This window comes from Flavobacteriales bacterium, assembly GCA_016779995.1.
Taxonomy (GTDB): Bacteria; Bacteroidota; Bacteroidia; order Flavobacteriales; family UBA7312; genus UBA8444.
Map to the genome: position 1 here is coordinate 117691 of JADHMO010000001.1, position 20159 is coordinate 137849.

The window sequence follows — 20159 nt, forward strand, 5'->3', positions numbered from 1 at the left end:
AATCCTAATCCACTATATTCAGTCGCTCTACAACTACCTTATCCCCTATGGTAGCCTCAAGGATATAAATTCCTGATGGTAAAGCTGGAATTTCTATTGGAATCAAAGCGTAGGACCAATCGTTTTTCCCTTGTAAAATCTCTTGACCTCGTACATCTACTAAACGGTAGGAGATATTTGTATGATTGGCAGTATAAAGGTATGCCTTAGCATTTGAAGACACTGGATTAGGATAAATGTCTAAAGTCACTTCATCAATAGCTTCAATATCTAGTAACAAGGCGTTAGCTAAGGAATAATTGGGAATACCAAAGCCCATTTGATTGTCAGGTGTTTGGTACAAGTGGGCACTCTGTGTTATAGCCTCTATAATTTGCATATTACTTTTTTGGTAGTGGGCTTGCCACAAACAAGCCGTCATACCCGCAATAATGGGCGAGGAAAAAGAAGTCCCATTACTAGTAGCAATAGCATTACTAGAAGTAATTACAGTAGTATTACCCCCTTGTGCTGAAACTGTAGGTTTGACTCTACCATCTGAGGAAGGACCATAAGAAGAAAATGAGGAGGATAAACCATCGGCATTGACAGAACCTACACTCAAAATGCTATCGGCATCAGCTGGAGCACCAATATAATACCACGAATTATTACCCGAATTACCCGCCGAATTACATACTATCATACCCTTACGACTTGCCATAGTAGCTGCTCTGCTTATGACGGTTGTCTTTCCGTCCATATCGGCGTAGCTATGATCTTGAGATGCAATATCAAAAGTGGTATATCCTAGAGAAGAATTGATAATATCCACCCCTGCACTATCGGCAAACTCGGCAGCTACTGCCCAATTGTATTCCTCAATAAGTGTCTCCGAAGATGCATCTTCGGTACGCAACAGCCAATAACTAGCTTTTGGTGCTGTCCCTAAAAATTCATTTTCCAAATATCCAGCAATAGTAGATAGTACTGACATGCCGTGATAGTTATCTTCATAAACCGAAGATTCGCCATCGACATAATCCCAAGTGCCTAATACCTGATTATTGGCAAATAGATGGGTGAATGCATCTATCTCATCAGTTTTTCTAAAACCAGCGTCTAATACAGCAATGTGTATTCCTTGACCTTGATAGCCTTGTTCGTGCAGATTATCCCCTGACAACATTTCTATCTGATTTTTGGATTGTCCATAATCGTTTTCAAAAACGATATCATCAAATTTTGAGGCTTTTCTGACATCTGATAAATCTATAAATAATTGCAAAGAATCTACTTCTTTAATAAAATCTAAAGTCAATAAAGTATCTACATTAGCACCAGAGTATGAGGCTGTTACACCGTTAAACCACTTGCTTTTGTTGAGGATTGTAAATCCCAAATCTTGTAAGGTCAAAAGGTAGTCCGTAGGTATGGGCAAATCCGAATAGTGCAAAGGGATATTTTGTTTTGCTCTACGCTCAATAGCTCGAGGCGATAACAATTCTGAAGGGGTAAAATCACTGACCGTATAACTGCCTTTATCTTCAAAAGCAATCCACAATTTTAAAGATATACTATCTTGTGAAAAACTGAATAAAGGAAGAAATATAAGTAGCGTTAATAGTCTCATTGTTTAGCAATAAAGCCGCCTCCTAATACATCATTACCTTCGTAAAAAACGGCAGACTGACCAGGAGCAATTCCTTCTACCTTTTTATGAAACAAGACTTTTATTTCGTTATCTATATTATTTAAGGTCGATTGTTCCCCTTGATGCTTGTAGCGTACTTTGGTTAAACTTTCAAAATTATCTGGTATACTATCGTACTTGATGTAATTCAAACCCTTAACAACCATTTCTTGTTTATTGAGGTCTTCTTTAGTACCCACTACCACCTCGTTGGTTTCTGGCTTAATCTCAATAACATAAGAGGCATCTAAACCGAAGGAAACCCCCAATTTACGCTGACCAATGGTATAAAAAGGATAACCGTCATGAGTGCCTATGACTTCCCCTTTGGTATTGATGAAGTTACCCCCTTTGACTTGCTCTTCCAATCCTTCGACTTTACGCTTTAAAAAGCCTCTGTAATCGTTGTCTGGTATAAAGCATATTTCGTAACTCTCAGGCTTTTTGGCTAATTCCTCATAACCCCTATCAATAGCCATTTGCTTGATATCGTCTTTGTGGTATTGTCCCATAGGGAAAATGGTTCTACTCAAACACTCTTGAGAAAGCCCCCATAACACATAAGATTGGTCTTTCCATTCGTCTATGCCTTTGGATACTACATAACGCCCATTTTCTTCTCTGACTTGGGCATAATGACCTGTGGCGATGTACTCACAACCCAATTGATCGGCACGTTTTAATAAGGCTTCCCACTTAATGTGTGTATTGCACAAAACACAAGGGTTAGGCGTTCTTCCAGCAATGTATTCGTCCACAAAGTTATCAATGATGTAATCGCCAAACTCATCACGTATATCGAGTATGATATGAGGAAAACCGCAATCTACTGCCAACTGACGGGCATCGTTAATGGAATCCAAACTGCAACAGCCCGTTTCTTTGTTAGAGCCTCCAGAATTGGCATAATCCCAAGTCTTCATAGTAATACCTACCACCTCATAGCCTTGCTCGTGCAACAACAAAGCCGTAACGGTGCTATCAATACCACCACTCATCGCTACTAATACTTTTCCTTTCTTATCCATCTTGTCTACCTTGTGATATGCCGTTGATGTATTCTATCTGATAGTCAAAAGATTTATCGTCTTTGTAATACTTCCAAATGCCGTCTTTGATGTCGTTTAAGTATTTACCACTGTATTTTTTGACACCTGCCGAATTGTAAAGGGTGTAACTGCCCTCCAATTTGTCAGCTTTATAGTTTGCACTTAACTTTAATTGTCCGTTTCTATAGTATTGCAAACTCTTGCCATCTTTTTTATCTGCTACATAGGTACTCTTTTCTAATACATTTCCATCAGGATAGTATAAGATAGTCTGACCTTCCAACTTACCATTTTTATAATTTTCCTCTCTTATGAGCTTTTCTCTATTGTCATAGTACTTCCACAATTGTTCTTTCAGCTCATTTTGGTAAAGTCCTACCGCTTGTACTTTACCATTGGCATGATACAAACGTGCCGAAGCCGATTCACCTTCATTAAAATATTCCAAATTGGCCTTGAGAACACCTCGTTCTGTATAGTACAAAAATATACCTGAAGGATTATCATCTACAAAGCTACCTTCATAGCGCAATTGTCCGTTGTCGTGATTTTGTGACCACTTGCCCTGCTTTCTACCCTGCTCATCGGTCACATTTTGCGCCAATGCTACTGCAGAAATAAACAAACACATTATAATTTTATACATAGTGCAAAACTACTAAGAATATGGGTATTCTAAAACAACTTCTTAAAGATGATAAAATTGTATGAAAAGAGAAAAGAGTTAGATGGTAAACTGTTAGTTCTAGTTTAGACTAAGTAAGTAATATATTATAGCACGAGCAAGATGCTCGCGCTAGCGGGGCTTTTTTCTTTTACCAACTTAGTCTTTTTACAATTATCGTTTCATTGTCCGTCAAGAAACCGACGTAATAGTACACTCCGCCACCTTCTTCCATTGTGAACTCCTTTTTAATTTCCAAGTTGTCTGTGTACTCTAATGCTTTATCATATTCTGTTGTATAGGTTTTTTGTCCATTTTCTTTAAATCCTTTTTCGGTTAAAGTCTTAGTTAAATTCTTGTAAAAGTCATTCCCGACATTAATAATCGAAATTGAAGTATAGTCTCCAAATTGGTCGGGATAGGTAGCAGACTTGTACTTAAATTCAACATGCTTTGGTAATTCAATTCCTGTTACTTCGGTAAAGTCTATTCGATAAAAGTCTTCGCTTGGATAAAGTGCTGAATAAATCAAGTATGACATTAATAGTGTTGGTATCAGAGCAATCAGTCTTAGTCGCTTGTCGTAATTCCTCTTGGTTATGAAACGATAAATTAAATAGGAAAGTCCAATCGGGATTCCGATTATCAGTAGAAAGGCTAATATGATAAAAAGAAGAAGAAACATTAATTCTTAGTCAACGGTGTTTTTGTTTTGCATGAACACTGGGATTCACGCATGGCGTAAATCCAATCTTTAAGTGGTGTTATTTATTAGTCTTTTTTTAATCACTTCTGCTCTCTTTTTCAGTACGCACCACAAGGAAACGCATAAAAAAAATCCCCAAGAACAGAAATTGTCAAGGGGATTTTTAAAATGTGTGAACTCGGAGGGAGTCGAACCCCCAACCTCTAGAGCCGTAATCTAGTGCACTATCCAGTTATGCTACGAGTCCAAAACGTCTGCAAATATAAATAGCTAATTGAATATGAAGGCAAAAAAATGAAATTATTTCTTCTTCTTTAAACTGACCTTATTTTCATCGCCTCGCACCAAGCGTTCTATATTTCTTTGATGGGTAGCTATGAGTAGTATTGGCACAAATACCGCAAAAATCATCATAGTAGGCACTAAAGTTACTGAAAGATAATACACTCCAAACGGAAAGAATAAACCCGCAAAAATAGAACTCAAAGAAACGTATTTTGAAAAGAGTAATGTCAATACAAATACAACGATGGATATGAGTGCTGCCTCTGGAAATACAGCGAGCATAAAGCCTAAAAGTGTAGCTACTCCCTTACCTCCTCTAAAGCCCACATAAACAGGAAAAACATGCCCCAAAACTGCCGCTATACCAAAAGTAAGTTGTAAGTTGATGTATATCTCGGTAGATGGCACATAGGAAGTGTACCACACCAAATTGACGGCTAGATAGCCTTTGAGAATATCAAGTAGTAAAACTGGTATTCCAGCAGTTTTTCCAAGTACCCTAAAGGTATTGGTTGCTCCAGCATTACCACTACCGTATTCTCTGACATCAATACCCTTCAATAGCTTACCTGCTATAATGCTAAAAGGCACTGAACCTATTAGATAGGAAAGTATTAGAAAAACAATATTTGAGCCTGTAAGCATGGTCGCTAAAAATACAAAGTTTGAATACTATCTAAAAAATCGTTTTTTGAAGTTATCAACATCCGTTTCTGAAGACAAATCGTATTGGTATTGAGCTTGTCCCTTAGAGGCTGGTAGCTTCTTTTGTTGGGATTTCACTTCCAAAATACCAATGTTGTAATCTTCTATTGAAGAACGACTGAGTAATACCTCATTAGAATAGGTAAAGAAATACCACTCGCCAATATCTGTTTCTAAATAGACATTAAAGATGTCACCAGAATAATCTTTATTGAGCTCCAGTCGTCCTTTGTACAGCTTATTGATTTGGAAGTCATTAACGTTACCCAAGCCTAACATCTTTTTAGACATAATGCTTGAATTTTCTTGATCCCACTCTAGATTAACATCGTAGAAATAAAGGGTTTTCTTTAGTTTAGATGGTAACTTTTGAAACTGTCCATACATCTCGTATTCAAAAGATAAATCCTCATCCTTCAAGATTCTTTTAAAATTAGGAATATAAAAACTCTCTTTCATCTCTAACTCATCTGCCATTGGGTCGTTAAACAAGTCTTGCCCCATAAATTCCATAGCGTTATTGCTCATGTAAAAATCTAAGGATAACATACACTTAGTTTTAAAGGTATTCTCTACAGCATTGTAGTTGAAATTACCAATAGTAGAAAGTTCTACTCGTCCTAAATCAAGTCCTAAATTAAACTCTCCCTCTCCTTTCATTATACAACCCTCGTTGGTCATCGTAAATTTACTTGCCAAAGAATCAGTTTTATCTTGTACAATAAACATAGAAAGCCCTGTATTATAAGATAAATAACCATTAATAGGCATCATAACCAAATCCGTTTCTTGCTCTAGTACAGAAAGGAAAGCTGGATAGATTCTATCTTCTGACATGATAGGGCCTACATACAAGTTCTTGCCATTTTCGTCAAGTACTTCACCACCTATCGGCAATTGTATGTCTTCTACCCCAACGTAATCGCTGAACTTAACCCAACCGTCTTTGACTAAGTAACATTCGTGTTGTACTTGAAAAGCACCGTCGTAATAAAACTCTTTCATAGAGCCTTCCATCTTAACAGACCCTTTGTAAGAGAATTGAGGGTTAAACTTAAACCCTCTTTCTGAGCTAATAGTTCCTATACCCACCGATTGATAAATGCTATCGACATACAAGGAATCAAAGCGAATCAATTGTTCTTCAACACCTCTACCCTTGTAGTTTACCGAAGCACGACCCGCATAACTTTTACCACCATGAATCGTCACATCAGCATCAAATAATTCGTGGTAGCGTTTATCTCTATTAACTAAAATAGAAGCGCCTTTAAAACTTCTCATTCTTGCTCCTGTCTCCACCGTAACAGAACCATCAGCAGGATAAATAGCTGCATCGGCAACTAGTATCTCATCCACTTCTTCAGCATCTATAATGTAATTCTTTAAACTATATGAGGCTTTTCTAGAAACAAAAGACAAGGAATCTTGCTCGGGGTGAGTAGAAACAAACCTAGAGCCACTTCCGCCCTCAGACACACCCAATTCTATCAAACTTCTATCCATGAACCATTTTAGCTCATCGATAAAACAGATGTATTGGTTTTCAGGAAATGCCACAAATGAATTGTTACCGTTAGATTGGAATTTACCTGTTCTTTCTAATAAATTAATCTCCGTACGCAAGTTTACAGACTCAAAGGCAATGGCTTTGAAATCATCAGAGCGGTGCAAGACAAAATCGGCTGTATCGGCATTAAATTCATTGTGATTGAAGTAGTATAAATTAGAACTTAATTCGGAATCTTCTAGATAAACATTACCTGCTCCCGTAAGTCCACTAGGGCGAAGATAAAAACGACCATCAAGGGTTGCTTTAGCAGAATACAATACCAAATCTTCGGTCTTTTTTTCTACCATTAGAACGTCATCATAAGGTCGCCAATGCTCATATATAGTTTTACCACTAGCCTGAGGAAATTCAGCAATATTGGCTGTTCTTTCGAGGTCAAATGTGTTAGCATGGGTATTCATAGAATCTGGGAAGAATATATAATCGTCAGACTGTGTAGTCGAAGATAAATAGTCAAACCCTCCTTTACCTCTTAATCCAGATTTGTCTAATGATAATCTATTGTTGGCATGAAATTGACCTTTATCGCCATACAAAGGATAGCCCGTTTCTGGAATATCAATCTTGAACCCTAAAGCATTATCTTCTTGCACTCTTAATTCTTCTCTAAAACTTGGGAAAATGTTTGCCGAATTCAGCTCACCAGGAAAACTAAGCGAAGAACGGTTGTATGAATCTAAAGAATCTATTTCGAAAGGGTCTATATCGAAGTAAAAACGCTCTCTATCATATACTCCAGAAAATATTTCTTCTTGGTCGTAATATACCTTAGAACGGTCATAACTTCTGATGATTGGGTATTGGGGATAATCTTCTTTCCATATTCCCGATTTATTGATGGTTGTATCGACCAACAATTCGCCATTGGCAATAGTAATTTCATTCTCTAAAGGTTCTAATACCAACTCCCCTTTTTCATTGTATTTCTCCTGATTGTTAGGAATCCAAACCTCTGTTGAAGCGTCTTTAAAATAAAGTCTAAAATCTTCGTAGTTAAAGGTTATATCTTCTGAATTTATTCTAAAACGTCCTCCTGCTCCTGCTATTAATCGTCCACCCATAGTGAAATTACGTCCTTCTTTAACAACAATTTCTTGCTTAGTAGGTAAAGCTATGACATCTCTTACTTCACTCAACTGAACCCGCTTAACGTTAAAAACTTTTAAGTCCATAGTGTTTAAGTCCAGAATAGCATTCGCATTGTCTTGTGGTGCACTAGATTTAAAACGAATAACATCGTGGTCTTCCTTTTCTGATTTGGCCATAATATAACGAAGAACGTTATCTTTTACTCCTACTGTCCCCAATCCAGAATTGTAGGTGATAAAACCTTGCTTAGCCAAATTCATCAAAAAACGAATGTCCTGATCATCGGAATAGCCCGAAAGCCTAACAAAATCATCAATCAAGAATATATTATTGATACCATACTGCTTGTTAAAATTGTTAATCCTAACTAAAGGATGCTGAGCATCTATTCCTAACAATGCATCAAAATGTTTTTCAGTATAATACCTATTGGACTCAAAAAAGGCTGGCTGACTAGTATTTTCTGGTAAGGTTCCAAAAATGATTTCATCGTCATCGATGTTCCAACCTAACTTCTGAAAACGCATATCTAAATCGTGATACGAATTGATATAAGGAGCAGAAGATATACCATCTTCATCAGAAATTAAATCCAAACGTCTATCTTCTTGGTCATATATAAAATTTAAACCAGGGTGGGTAATAGAGTCATTAGCTAAAATGATTTTTACAGATGCATTAGAGGCTAAAACCCGCTTTCCAGTAATTGCAATTCTTTCCGAAGAAATACGAACAAATTGCTGACCTTTACGATAGAATATCAAACTTGCTAATTGACCATCTCCTCCCTTGGATACAAAACGGTTGCCGTACAAAGAATACCCTCCTATAAAATCTACATCTTCAATTAAATCAGAAAGAGTAATTTTCTTATCGTAAGAATCGAATTTAGGATAAGCTACCTTGCTATCATTCTTGTTCCTTTCAACCAGTTTATTCTCAAGACTTCCTAGTATGGGCTTGTCGTCAAAAACCATTAAATTATAAAAACGCACGGAGTCTGCTGAAAAGCTAGGTTGCTTTAAAGCAATAGAATACTTTGAAAGTTCGGCATATACTTCGGCAAAACTAAAACCTGCCTTACGCCAATCTATTAAACCTTCATTTCCTCGCCATAAACCTTCAATAGGATAAAATGTACCACTAGTTTGGGCTATTTTCATAGTGTCTTGTCTAGCAATACACATCATATCTATGGGCTGATTGAACTTTATCACTGGCACACTATCTTCTATAGCAAATTGATAGTTTAAGTTAGAAGTGTACCAACTCAAAGAACGGTTTCTAAAAAGTGTTTTTAGAGTAAATAAATCGTCGGAAAGGGTGTAAAATTTCAGTAATCTAGAAGTTGGAGAAGTTTCAATCAATAAACTAACTATAGCTGACCAATTATTAAACTGAGTGTCAAAGGATTCGGCATCTGTAAATGATACTATGGCTTTTAACAAAGACTCAAAATGAGTTGGTCTTTTTCTGTCTTTCAACATTTTGTTGGATAAATCAATGATAGAAGATTTTTTATCCGAAGAAAAAGTATTGCCTTCCCACATCTTAGAAAAATCTTTCATCATTTTCTTAGTTTCTTCAGAGGCAGAACCCGTTAGCATAAAGGTATTGATTTCCTCTAAAAAGACCTTATTGTCATCAGTAAACGCCCTTAACCTCTTGTTTGATTGTGCATAGACAGAGGATGCTAAAATGAAAAAAGATAATAGAAAAGTTAGTTTTTTAATAGCTTTCATAGTTTTTGAAATTTTGCTGTTACCCAATTATTTTTGGAATTATGACTGATGTATTTTAATCCTTGTCTTTTAGCTTCTTGCTTTATCAAGTCTAAATCTTGCTCGTAAAAACCACTAAACAAAATCAATCCATTTTGAAGCAAATGGCTAGAGTATGCATACATATCTTGAATCAAGATATTTCTATTGATATTGGCTAAAATTATATCAAACTCTCCTTCAATTTTTTCTTTACCACCTTTATGCACTACTATGTTTGAACTTCCATTCATACTAATATTTTCTAGTGCATTATTGTAAGCCCATTCTTCAATGTCAATAGCATCAACCTTATTAGAACCTAATTTGTAAGCTAATATTGCCAATACTGCTGTGCCACAGCCCATATCTAACACTTTCTTATCTTGAAAATCTAAGCTTAGCATAGCCTCCATCATACCATAAGTTGTTGCGTGATGCCCTGTTCCAAAGGACATTTTTGGGGTAATAATAATTTCATACTCTACTTCTAGTGGTTTATGAAAATCCGCTCGAATACCACACTTACTCCCTATGGTTATGGGTTGAAAATCAGATTCCCATTTGGCATTCCAATTTTCTTGCTTTATAACTTTATGATTGATGTCAATCTTACAATCCAATTGACTACAAATGCTTTCTATATCAGAAAAGTTAAAATCATCTTCTTTAATGTAGGCTCTTACTCCTTCGTTGATATCCTCAAAGCTTTCAAAATCTAGGTCAGACAGATAGGCTACAAGAATTTCACTCCACGGTTGCAGAGGCTGAAATGAAAATATAACTTCTTTATAGTTCATTAAAATGCGTTTATAATTTGACTAAAGTCATTAGCATTTAAAGATGCACCACCAATCAAACCTCCATCAACATCTTCTTTAGAAAAAATTTCTTGAGCATTGCTAGGCTTACAACTCCCACCATATAAAATGGATAGATCTTGAGCTACATCTACACCATATTTATCCGTAAATATTGAACGAATATAGGCGTGCATCTCTTGGGCTTGATCTGAACTAGCTGTAACGCCAGTTCCAATAGCCCAAACCGGTTCGTAAGCTATCACTACTCTAGACATCTGTTCGGCTGACAAATGAAACAAAGCTTCTTCAATCTGTGATTTGACTACCGCAAAATGATTGCCAAACTCTCTTTCAGAAAGTAATTCTCCACAACAGTAGATAACCTTCAAATTGTCCGACAAACATAAATCTACTTTTTTAGCTAAATCGGCATTATTTTCTTGATGATATGCCCTTCTTTCAGAATGCCCTAGAATAACGTATTTTGCCCCTGTAGATAGTATCATTTTAGTAGATACTTCTCCTGTAAAAGCACCGCTTTCTTGAGCACTGCAATTTTGAGCACTTACACTAAACTTATCAGAAATAGAGGCTATCTTATCAAGGTGTGTAAATGGCACTCCCAATATTACTTCCACATTGCTCGAAGATAACGTCAGTATTTCTGACAATTCGTTAGCCAAATCAGCACCTTCATTCAAATCTTTATTCATTTTCCAGTTTCCTGCTACAATTTTCTTTCTCATTTTAACTCATTCTAATTCTAGGGTCTAACCATCCATAAATAAGATCAACCACAATATTAATAATTACAAACATTAGCGCAATAGTCAATACACTTCCCATTACTAGTGGTAAGTCCAATTGATTTAATGCATCGACAATTTCTTTGCCTAAACCATTCCATGCGAAAATGTATTCTACAAAAACAGCCCCTGCTAATAAACTAGCAAACCAACCCGATACGGCTGTAACAACCGGATTTAGTGAATTTTTCAAAACATGCTTTCTCAACACTTTAACAAAACTTAAACCTTTGGCAAAAGCCGTACGCACATAATCTTGTGTCAAAGTTTCTAAAAAAGATGACCTTGTCAATTGTATAATAACCGCTAAAGGTCTTACGCCTAGGATTATAGCGGGTAGAATAAGGTTAGATAAACTAAGGAACTCTCCCCTTCCATAATCATCTACCGAATACAAGCTGCCAGTCATGTTTAAACCTGTAAGATGGTTTAACACAAAACCAAACAACCAAGCAATGAGTATCGCTGAAAAAAAGGATGGAACTGACATTCCTAAGACTCCAAAAAATAGAGCCAACTTGTCAATCCAACTGTCTTTGAAGATAGCGGCCAATATCCCAATGAAAATACCAACTACAATAGCAATAAGTATTGAAGAAAGTGCTAAGACAACCGTATTGGGCAATGTGTCTGAAATAATATGACTAACTAATTTGCCAGACTTTTTAAAAGATGTCCTTAGATAAGGGAACTTAATTACGATATCTGTATGTTTGATAGAAACTATTTTAAAGTAGCTATATGCTTTGGATTCAAGGTTAGAATAATCATTAAGCCCTTGTGAGTGCAAGGATATTGGAGATAAATCATTGAGATATAAAGCATATTGAGAAGAAAGTGGCTTGTCAAAGCCATATTTGGCTCTTATATTTTTCAACTGCTCAGCATCTTCCCTTTGATCTAACATCATTCTTGCTGGGTCACCAGGCAAAACATTAAAGAGTATAAATACTACAGTTACTACTCCCCACATTACTAGGAAACCATAACTCAAACGCTTGATGACAAATGCTAACAAAACTAATTATTGAACTTCTATATCACTTAAAGATGGGAAATCATTATGATGCCATTTTCCCATAATTGTTCCTTTTTGCAGATACATTAACCCTGGATTTGAACGAATCATCGTTTTTAAAGTGGTTTCATCTGTAAAATAAAATGGATATTCTATGTTGTTTTCTTCTGCAAAAGCTAAAATATTATCATCGCTAGAGGCACACAAAGCATAGAAAGAAATTCCTGCCGTTTGACAATCGGCATAAAAAGCATTGATTTCTTCTTGAGAAGAAGCAGAAGTTTTGTCAATATTATAACAAACCAATAGAAATGCGTTATCTTCATCTAGCACCGAATAGGTATAATCAACACCATCTTTAGTAATGGAAAAATCATGAATTGGTGGTTCGTAACCCTCTTGCAATACAATGGTTTTTTCTGTTGCTTCGACAAAATCATAGTCTTCCCACTTATCTTGATAATCTGTAGAAAGCATCTCTGAAACCTCTCCAGTTGCTTTGTTTTTTACGACATAATAATAGGCTTCTTCGGTACAAGGTAATTCTAACTCATCACAGGTTTTCATGCCCTCTGTTATGTTATTCCCTATAGCATAAGGTCTAAAATCTTTTACTGGTAAGTGTCTGTAGGTATGGACAACAAAAGCAAAACAGAAAAAAGTAACGATGGCTAAAAACATATTTTCCATTTTACGACTCAATAAGGATTTGATGTGTTTCTCCCCTAAGAATAAAATGGAAATGAAAAATAATAGAATGAGGTCTTTTCTAAATGACCCCCAAGGTGTGAGTTTAATAGCATCACCAAAACAGCCGCAGTCAGTTACTTTGTTATAATATGCTGAATAAAACGTTAGGAAAGTAAAAAATACAATCATCAACATTAAAGACCAATTGGCTAGTTTAGGACGTGCACCAATAAGCACCATAATACCAACTACCACTTCGAAAATACAAATACCTGCAGCCATAACAAAAGCTAGTGGTATCAAAAATTCTAAATTGAGTACATCGGCAGAAAAGTATTCTTCCAATTTGTATGAAAAGCCAAGAGCATCATTGGCTTTAATAAGTCCTGAAATGATAAAAAGAACTCCTACAATTAATCGAGACAAATAAGTTAAAAATTTCATATTATTTAAGTTTAATTAGTGCAAAAATAGAATAGTTAATCATATCAAAATAATTGGCATCAATCCCTTCAGAAATCAAGGTTTTACCTTGGTTGTCTTCTATTTGCTTAACTCTTAGAAGTTTCTGAAGTATCAAATCGGTCAAAGAACTGACTCGCATATCTCTCCAAGCCTCTCCATAATCGTGATTCTTAGATTTCATCAGTTCTTTGGATTCAGTGTAGTATTTTTCATACAGTTCTTGTACTTCATGATTTTCCATATCAGGCTGTTCTGCAATACCCTTCTCTAACTGAATAAGTGCAATGATGGAATAATTGACAATACCAATAAATTCATTTCTTATATCTTCACCAACCTTTTGAGAACCCTTCATCTCAATACTACGTATTCTTTGGGCTTTTATGAAAATCTGGTCCGTAAGTGACGATAGTCTTAGAATACGCCAAGCACAACCATAATCTTTCATTTTTTTGATAAAAATATCCTTACATTTGGCTGATGCCACATCATATTCACGAATGGTTTGTTCCATATTTCAATTTCGATTTGAAGAATGACTAAAAATAAAAATTTAAACACTCCTATAACGATAGATTGTAATTCAAAATTGCTCGATTTATCAACACCAGCAATAATGGGTATTTTAAACCTTACTGACGATTCTTTTTATGATGGCGGACAACACAATTCCATAAAAAAAGCACTTCTTCAAACTGAAAAAATGCTCGATGATGGAGCTAAAATCATTGATATAGGAGCCTATTCTTCTCGACCTAATGCTAAACACATTAGTCTTGATGAAGAGTGGCAAAGATTAGAAAAAACACTACAAATTATTAACAAAGAATTTCCTAAAGCTATACTTTCTGTAGATACCTTTCGTTCAGAAATTGCTTGGCGAAGTGTCGATAATGGTGCAGATATAATCAATGATATTTCTGCTGGAAATTTAGACCTAGAAATGTTTGATGTTGTTGCAGATTTAAATGTTCCTTACATTATGATGCATATGCAAGGCACTCCACAAACTATGCAAGACAATCCACATTACGATTGCATAGAAAAAGAAGTGGCGAACTATTTTTTAAACAAAGTGAAAACACTACAACAAAAAGGTCTAAGTAAAATCATTATTGACCCTGGCTTTGGATTTGGCAAAACACTTGAACACAACTACCAATTGTTAAATAATCTAGAAGAACTTCATACTCTAGAACTTCCCCTATTAGTAGGAGTTTCAAGAAAGTCAATGGTATATAAAGTATTGGAAACAGATGCTAAAAATTCACTCAACGGAACAACCGCTATTCATGCTTTGTGTTTAAGCAAGGGAGCATCAATTCTGAGGGTGCACGATGTAAAAGAAGCTGTTGAGTGTGTAAAATTAATTAACTTCGCCAAAAACCAATTATAAATGGGTTTCTTAGAATTTAACATATTAGACATTTTAGACATCTTACTGGTAGCATTTCTGCTATTTCAATTGTACAAATTGATAAAAGGTACTGTAGCCATTCGTATTTTTATTGGTATTGCAGCTATATATTTACTTTGGAAGTTGGTAGAAGCCTTACAAATGGAACTTTTAAGTGAAATTTTAGGGCAATTTATTGGTGTTGGTGTGTTAGCAGTCATTATTGTTTTTCAGCAAGAATTAAGACGCTTTTTATTGATGATAGGAAATACTAAATTTTTCTCTAAAGATGGAGTTTTAAAATTTAATTGGATAAATGACGAAACTGCTGCAGAGGTGAAAATTTCAGACATCGTACAGGCATGTGATGAAATGGCAAAAACTAAAACTGGTGCAATCATCGTTATCACTAGAGAAAATGGCTTACCCAATTACATTGAAACTGGCGAAATAATCAACGCCAAAACATCTAATATCTTTTTACAGAGTATCTTTTTCAAAAACAGCCCTTTACACGATGGTGCGGTCATTATCACTGGCGATACCATTAAAGCAGCTAGATGCGTTCTTCCTACTATAGAAAACGATAGTTTTCCTTCAAATTTAGGTATGCGACACAGAGCAGCGGCTGGTATTACCGAAAATACGGATTCTATTGCTGTTGTTGTTTCAGAAGAAAGGGGTAAAATTTCGGTTGCATACAAAGGCAAATTAGAGATTAGCCTATCTGCCGATCAACTCAAAGAATTCTTACAAAGGGAATTGCACCAATAATTAGCTTTTCAATCTAGGATCAAGTGCATCTCTTAGCCCCTCACCTATCAAATTATAGATAGTAATAGTTAAGAATATTGCAAATCCTGGGAACATAACCAACCACCACGCTTCAAATTCTTGACGTCCTAAATTAAGTAAAGACCCCCACGTTACTACATCATCTGGAACACCAATTCCTAGAAAAGATAAAGAACTTTCTATAAGGATTGCTGATGCTACACCAAAGGCAATTGACACAAATACAGGTGCTAATGCATTAGGAAGTGCATGTTTAGCAATGGCTCTAAAATTAGAATAACCCAGAGATTTAGCCGCTTGAACGTACTCTAACTCTCTGATACGTAAAAATTCAGCACGAGTAAAACGTGCTATACCAGTCCATGAAGTAAGACCAATAATTACCATAATTAACCATATACTTCTTACGAAAATGGCCGATATAGTAATGATTAGAATTAGTCTAGGAATTGAGTTTAAAATCTCAATACCTCTAGAAACAAAAGTATCAATTGGTACACTAACCTCTTTGGCTAACCAGCCAAATTTGAACACTCTAGATAAAAGACGCATTCCTACTATGATAGCAGCAATTAAAATTAAAGAGATGACAAGTTCCCAAATTCCATTGCCTGAAGTAAAAGCATTTGCTAAAGTGTATTTTCTAACACCAAAACCATAAAAGAAAGCTAAGAAAACTCCCAATAGTGTAAAGTAATATTTAGATCGAGGCATTAATAAATTTCTATCACCAAAGAAACCAGCCAAAGCCCCTAAAAAGACCCCAATAATACTTGCTATACCCATAGCTAATACTCCTACCAAAAGTGATATTCGAGTACCATGAATTAGTCCTGACGCCAAATCTCTACCTATGTTGTCAGTTCCCATAATGTGCCTTAAGCGGTTAGGAATGGCGACAATTTCATTGTCACTATTTTTATACCGTTGTTCATCGAATGGCGATACGTATTCTCTGTTATATCTGTCACCCTTGTCTGGAGAATAAGGTATAGGTGCCCAGACTACCTTTTCTAAATCTAGCTTCCTCCAATCTGTAATATCAAACTGAAGGATTTCAATAAGACCTGTTTCAGAGTTGATGACAGAATCTAACTTAGATGGATTAACCAAAGTGGAAAATGCAGGATAAAAAGTTTCTCCTTTATACTTACAATACAAAGGTTGGTCATTAGCTATAACAGGCGCAAATAAGGCTACAAAAACCAATGCTATCAGAATATATAATGATATTAGGGCTGGTTTGTTTTTCTTAAACTGCTGCCAAGCGTATTTTTTAAATGAAAAATCTCTCTGTTCCATAGTTTTATTTGTAAGAAATTCTAGGGTCTACTACTGCATAAAGTATATCGGCTACTAAATAACCGATCATAGTTAAAAAACCAATAATCGTAAATACGGCAACTATCATAGGATAGTCTGAATTGAGTATTGAACTATAAATCTCAAATCCCATACCTGGGATAGTGAAAATGGTTTCAATGATTACCGACCCTCCAATTGCTAAAGGGAAAATATTAGCAAAAACTGTAATTATTGGTAATAAAGAGTTTCTTAATGCGTGTTTCATCACTACTTTACCTTCACCAAGTCCTTTAGCTCGTGCTGTACGGATATAATCTTGTCCAAATACATCTATTACACCAACACGCATAATTCTACTTAAAAATGCAAAAGAACTATAAGTATAGGTTATCAATGGAAGTATAAAATAAGGTGCTCTGTGTGCTGCTTTTTCTAAGAAAGACCAGCTAGGGTCGTATAATGTAGGGTCTTGTATTCCTGAAACAGGAAACCACCTTAATGTGTCTGGATTGGCAAAGGTGTACAATAACAATACACCAATAAAAAAACCAGGCATTGAATACAAAACAAATACTACAATAGACGTAATCCTATCAAATTTTGTGTCCTTTTTGTAAGCTGAATAAATTCCTAGTGGAATACTGACTAAATAAGCAAAGATTACCGATAACAATGAAAAGGAAAAAGAAATCCATACCTTACTCCATATTTTAGTATTGATAGGCTGACTATCGATGTAAGAAAAACCAAAGTCACCCCTTACAACTCCTTTACGTTGTTCACCATCACCAAACAACCAAAAATGATATTGATTTTTAGAACCGTACCATATAATTTTAGGAATATAGCTTTTCCAAGAAGATTGCTTACTTAGCATATCATTGTATAACAACTTGGATTGTTCAAACTCCTTTTTTACGGGAGATAAAAAGGCATAATTACTATAAAGTGTATCTAAAGAATTAAATTTTGATGCTATCACATTAGGGTTGGCTGTTTCTAACATTGAATTGATTTCAAAATTAGATTCAGTAATTACATCATTGATTTCATTTTTAGAATAGTTAGGTCGCCCCTCAGCATCTTTATTCATCTCAAAGATATCATCTAAAATAAGCTTACTATGACTAAGCTGAGCTACATTTAGCTGATGAAAATAACTAGAAACATCTTCCCAATTGCCATAATAATGAGATAACTCAGCTAGACATGCTGAGTGGTCTTTATCTGCAACTCTGTAGAGTGTATCACAATCACTTATTGACCCAAAACTGAAGTAGAAAACTGGTAAATCAAGACCTAGTTTTTTTCGTAATTCTTGCTTAGTTTTTTTAGTCGCATTAGATTGCTGATTGGCTGCCCCTTCCTTGTCGGCAGAGCTAGATAATTTTTCTACAGGATCGGCTGGTGCACTTATACTAATAATGAAAGCTAATAATGAAATGGCTAACAATGTTGGTATAAAAATGAGTATCCTTTTCGCTAAGTATTTTAACATATTATTAAATTTTTAGGGTATTGGGACTTTAGTCTTATAACTTTCTTTGAGATTAAAATTATGTAAAACAAAACCGGGTTTTTCATAATACATATCGGCATTATCGAAACGCTTATGAATGACTATTTTACGCTTAGGACTATACATAAACACATAAGGCTGGTCTTCATATATCTTGGCTTGTAATTGCCATATGGCATTTCTATGTTCTTCAGGGTCAATGGCAGCATTAGCAGCGTCAATCAAAGAATCGCTATAAGCATCGCCAAAACCACAGAAATTAGAACCTTTGTTTGCCCAAGAAGAAGTGTGCCACAATTGGTAAGGATTGGAATAAGAGGCAGAACCACCCCAACCTCCAAGCATCATATCAAAATCATGCTCTTGAGCATTTTTATAAAACAAGGTAAAGTCCATTGGGTTTGGCTTAACTTCCACACCAGCTCTCCACATACTCTCTTTAATCATTAAGGCCGTCTCTTTAGAGGCAGCACCACTCATATAACTCAATTCAAAACTCAATTGTAGTTTCTCGCCATTGACAATTTTATCTCTAATGTTATTGTCGTCTGTATCTATCCATCCTGCTTCGTCTAATAATTGTTTGGCTTTTTCTAAATCCAATTTAATCAACTCTAAAGTATCGTTGTAGTTCTTTTTAAGATTGGATAACTGAGCGACTTGCCTAGAACCTTCTCCATGAAGTAATACTTCTACAATTTCATCGACAGGAACTAAATGAGCCATCGCTCTGCGTACTTTTACGTCAGTAAAAAATTCTTTTCTCTTGATACCGTCAGGACGCATATTCAAACCGGCATAATAGTATGAATATTGGTCTAAAAAGGCAGAATGGTAATTCTCATTAAAGTAATCGTGCTTCTGTAGTTTGAATAATTTAGAAGTACCTACTCTGTTAGTTGCATCTAACCCCTGACTTTTTAATGATAAAAATACAGAGGCATCATCAGTAATAATCTTAAAAATGATTTGTTCAGGATAATTTTGGTTATAAATAAGCGTATCGTTATCACCCCACCAATTGTCTTTTCTACTGGCTATGATGTAAGAACCAGATTCCCATTCACTAATTTGATAGGGTCCTAAACCTACTAGTCTTTCTGGTTGATAGCGATTGTCTCCATGATTGAAAGCATTAAACCAATCTGACCATTCTTTTTTTTCTTTAAAATTTTCGCTGTGGATATTTTCAAATGTTAAATCATCCAATATACCTTCTGGGTCCCAATGCGCTTTCTGTTGAATGTAGACCTCTGAGAAAATATTAGGGTTGGTAACATTTTTTCCAAAAGCTACCATAGTAAATTTCTTTGGCTCATTAGGATAAAGTATTATATCCTTTATTACAGAAGAATAATTACCTCTTACATTGGCATTATCAGTAAGTGGACACAGTTGTAATTTAGTCGTAAACTCAATGTCTTTTGCAGTCAATTCACTTCCATCATCCCATCTCACGTCATCTCTCAACTCATAGTGATACAAAAGCCCATCATCAGAAATTTCTGGTAAGGATTTAGCTAGAGATGGTATGTATTCTAAAGAACTAACATCTAACTTTACTAAAGTTTTTTGTGTATGTTCAAAAATGAAAGAACGCATGACCGAATTGTCATTATAAGGGTGCAAACCATCAGGGTTTGATGAAATATGAGCAACAACAATGTTCTGAGATAAATCTCTGCTATCAACACAGGCAGATAATGTAATGGCGGCTATTAAAGTAGCAAATATCTTATTCAACATAATCGTAGAATTTGAGTTTATGCAAATATAACATTCCGAATCATTTATAAGCTATGCAATTATCGAATTTATAGGATAAAAAAATAAAAAATAAAAAAACTTTGCGAAACAAT

Annotated in this window: 16 protein-coding genes and 1 tRNA gene; 2 read left to right on the forward strand and 15 right to left on the reverse strand. The window is 35.4% G+C overall.

All coding sequences use genetic code 11. From position 1 onward, the window contains the following. Positions 1 to 4: 4 nt before the first annotated feature. The 12 genes from ISP71_00565 to ISP71_00620 form a co-directional block, all read right to left on the reverse strand. Positions 5 to 1612, reverse strand: coding sequence for a S8 family serine peptidase (locus tag ISP71_00565; protein MBL6662572.1), 1608 nt, complete (start codon positions 1610 to 1612; stop codon positions 5 to 7). Next, positions 1609 to 2700: a tRNA 2-thiouridine(34) synthase MnmA gene (gene mnmA / locus ISP71_00570; GenBank protein MBL6662573.1), complete on the reverse strand. Its 1092-nt coding sequence runs from the start codon at positions 2698 to 2700 to the stop codon at positions 1609 to 1611. Before mnmA ends, ISP71_00565 begins: the two co-directional genes overlap by 4 nt. Beyond that, positions 2693 to 3367: a toxin-antitoxin system YwqK family antitoxin gene (locus ISP71_00575; GenBank protein ID MBL6662574.1), complete on the reverse strand. Its 675-nt coding sequence runs from the start codon at positions 3365 to 3367 to the stop codon at positions 2693 to 2695. Before ISP71_00575 ends, mnmA begins: the two co-directional genes overlap by 8 nt. Positions 3368 to 3536: 169 nt before the next feature. Next, positions 3537 to 4070 carry a hypothetical protein gene (locus ISP71_00580; protein MBL6662575.1) on the reverse strand — a complete coding sequence of 178 codons (534 nt, stop codon included), beginning with the start codon at positions 4068 to 4070 and terminating at the stop codon, positions 3537 to 3539. Between the two features lie 194 nt (positions 4071 to 4264). After that, a tRNA-Arg gene (locus ISP71_00585) sits at positions 4265 to 4338 on the reverse strand. A 53-nt stretch (positions 4339 to 4391) separates the two neighbouring features. Then, positions 4392 to 5021, reverse strand: coding sequence for a glycerol-3-phosphate 1-O-acyltransferase PlsY (gene plsY / locus ISP71_00590; GenBank protein MBL6662576.1), 630 nt, complete (start codon positions 5019 to 5021; stop codon positions 4392 to 4394). Between the two features lie 27 nt (positions 5022 to 5048). Continuing rightward, a complete protein-coding gene (locus ISP71_00595) occupies positions 5049 to 9485 on the reverse strand; it encodes a hypothetical protein (protein MBL6662577.1) in 4437 nt (1478 codons plus the stop codon). After that, entirely contained in the window at positions 9482 to 10303 is an 822-nt protein-coding gene (gene prmA, locus ISP71_00600; GenBank protein ID MBL6662578.1) for a 50S ribosomal protein L11 methyltransferase, read from the reverse strand. Before prmA ends, ISP71_00595 begins: the two co-directional genes overlap by 4 nt. Further along, positions 10303 to 11052 carry a triose-phosphate isomerase gene (locus ISP71_00605; GenBank protein MBL6662579.1) on the reverse strand — a complete coding sequence of 250 codons (750 nt, stop codon included), beginning with the start codon at positions 11050 to 11052 and terminating at the stop codon, positions 10303 to 10305. The genes prmA and ISP71_00605 overlap by 1 nt, the downstream gene beginning before the upstream one ends. A gap of 1 nt (position 11053) precedes the next feature. Then, positions 11054 to 12130 carry an ABC transporter permease gene (locus tag ISP71_00610; protein MBL6662580.1) on the reverse strand — a complete coding sequence of 359 codons (1077 nt, stop codon included), beginning with the start codon at positions 12128 to 12130 and terminating at the stop codon, positions 11054 to 11056. 6 nt (positions 12131 to 12136) lie between these two features. After that, the gene (locus ISP71_00615; GenBank protein MBL6662581.1) at positions 12137 to 13264 is read right to left on the reverse strand and encodes a DoxX family protein; all 1128 of its coding nucleotides are present in this window, start codon (positions 13262 to 13264) and stop codon (positions 12137 to 12139) included. 1 nt (position 13265) lies between these two features. After that, the gene (locus ISP71_00620) at positions 13266 to 13799 is read right to left on the reverse strand and encodes a DUF1599 domain-containing protein (GenBank protein MBL6662582.1); all 534 of its coding nucleotides are present in this window, start codon (positions 13797 to 13799) and stop codon (positions 13266 to 13268) included. A gap of 21 nt (positions 13800 to 13820) precedes the next feature. Between ISP71_00620 and folP the strand changes: the two genes are divergently transcribed. Then, positions 13821 to 14681, forward strand: a complete 861-nt coding sequence (gene folP / locus ISP71_00625) for a dihydropteroate synthase (protein ID MBL6662583.1) — start codon at positions 13821 to 13823, stop codon at positions 14679 to 14681. Then, positions 14682 to 15455: a TIGR00159 family protein gene (locus tag ISP71_00630; protein ID MBL6662584.1), complete on the forward strand. Its 774-nt coding sequence runs from the start codon at positions 14682 to 14684 to the stop codon at positions 15453 to 15455. It abuts the gene before it with no gap. On the opposite strand, the gene ISP71_00635 is transcribed toward ISP71_00630, so the two are convergent. From ISP71_00635 to ISP71_00645, 3 genes are read right to left on the reverse strand one after another with little or no spacing between them, the layout of a single operon-like run. Next, positions 15456 to 16778, reverse strand: a complete 1323-nt coding sequence (locus ISP71_00635) for an ABC transporter permease (protein ID MBL6662585.1) — start codon at positions 16776 to 16778, stop codon at positions 15456 to 15458. A gap of 4 nt (positions 16779 to 16782) precedes the next feature. Further along, positions 16783 to 18279 carry an ABC transporter permease gene (locus tag ISP71_00640; protein MBL6662586.1) on the reverse strand — a complete coding sequence of 499 codons (1497 nt, stop codon included), beginning with the start codon at positions 18277 to 18279 and terminating at the stop codon, positions 16783 to 16785. A 12-nt stretch (positions 18280 to 18291) separates the two neighbouring features. Then, positions 18292 to 20046, reverse strand: coding sequence for a hypothetical protein (locus ISP71_00645; GenBank protein ID MBL6662587.1), 1755 nt, complete (start codon positions 20044 to 20046; stop codon positions 18292 to 18294). Positions 20047 to 20159 lie beyond the last annotated feature (113 nt).

Bases quoted from the DNA above. Each gene is read 5' to 3' on its own strand.
- ISP71_00565 (MBL6662572.1), bottom strand. From the start codon at position 1,612: ATGAGACTATTAACGCTACTTATATTTCTTCCTTTATTCAGTTTTTCA.
- mnmA (MBL6662573.1), bottom strand. From the start codon at position 2,700: ATGGATAAGAAAGGAAAAGTATTAGTAGCGATGAGTGGTGGTATTGAT.
- ISP71_00575 (MBL6662574.1), bottom strand. From the start codon at position 3,367: ATGTATAAAATTATAATGTGTTTGTTTATTTCTGCAGTAGCATTGGCG.
- ISP71_00580 (MBL6662575.1), bottom strand. From the start codon at position 4,070: ATGTTTCTTCTTCTTTTTATCATATTAGCCTTTCTACTGATAATCGGA.
- plsY (MBL6662576.1), bottom strand. From the start codon at position 5,021: ATGCTTACAGGCTCAAATATTGTTTTTCTAATACTTTCCTATCTAATA.
- ISP71_00595 (MBL6662577.1), bottom strand. From the start codon at position 9,485: ATGAAAGCTATTAAAAAACTAACTTTTCTATTATCTTTTTTCATTTTA.
- prmA (MBL6662578.1), bottom strand. From the start codon at position 10,303: ATGAACTATAAAGAAGTTATATTTTCATTTCAGCCTCTGCAACCGTGG.
- ISP71_00605 (MBL6662579.1), bottom strand. From the start codon at position 11,052: ATGAGAAAGAAAATTGTAGCAGGAAACTGGAAAATGAATAAAGATTTG.
- ISP71_00615 (MBL6662581.1), bottom strand. From the start codon at position 13,264: ATGAAATTTTTAACTTATTTGTCTCGATTAATTGTAGGAGTTCTTTTT.
- ISP71_00620 (MBL6662582.1), bottom strand. From the start codon at position 13,799: ATGGAACAAACCATTCGTGAATATGATGTGGCATCAGCCAAATGTAAG.
- folP (MBL6662583.1), top strand. From the start codon at position 13,821: ATGACTAAAAATAAAAATTTAAACACTCCTATAACGATAGATTGTAAT.
- ISP71_00630 (MBL6662584.1), top strand. From the start codon at position 14,682: ATGGGTTTCTTAGAATTTAACATATTAGACATTTTAGACATCTTACTG.
- ISP71_00635 (MBL6662585.1), bottom strand. From the start codon at position 16,778: ATGGAACAGAGAGATTTTTCATTTAAAAAATACGCTTGGCAGCAGTTT.
- ISP71_00640 (MBL6662586.1), bottom strand. From the start codon at position 18,279: ATGTTAAAATACTTAGCGAAAAGGATACTCATTTTTATACCAACATTG.
- ISP71_00645 (MBL6662587.1), bottom strand. From the start codon at position 20,046: ATGTTGAATAAGATATTTGCTACTTTAATAGCCGCCATTACATTATCT.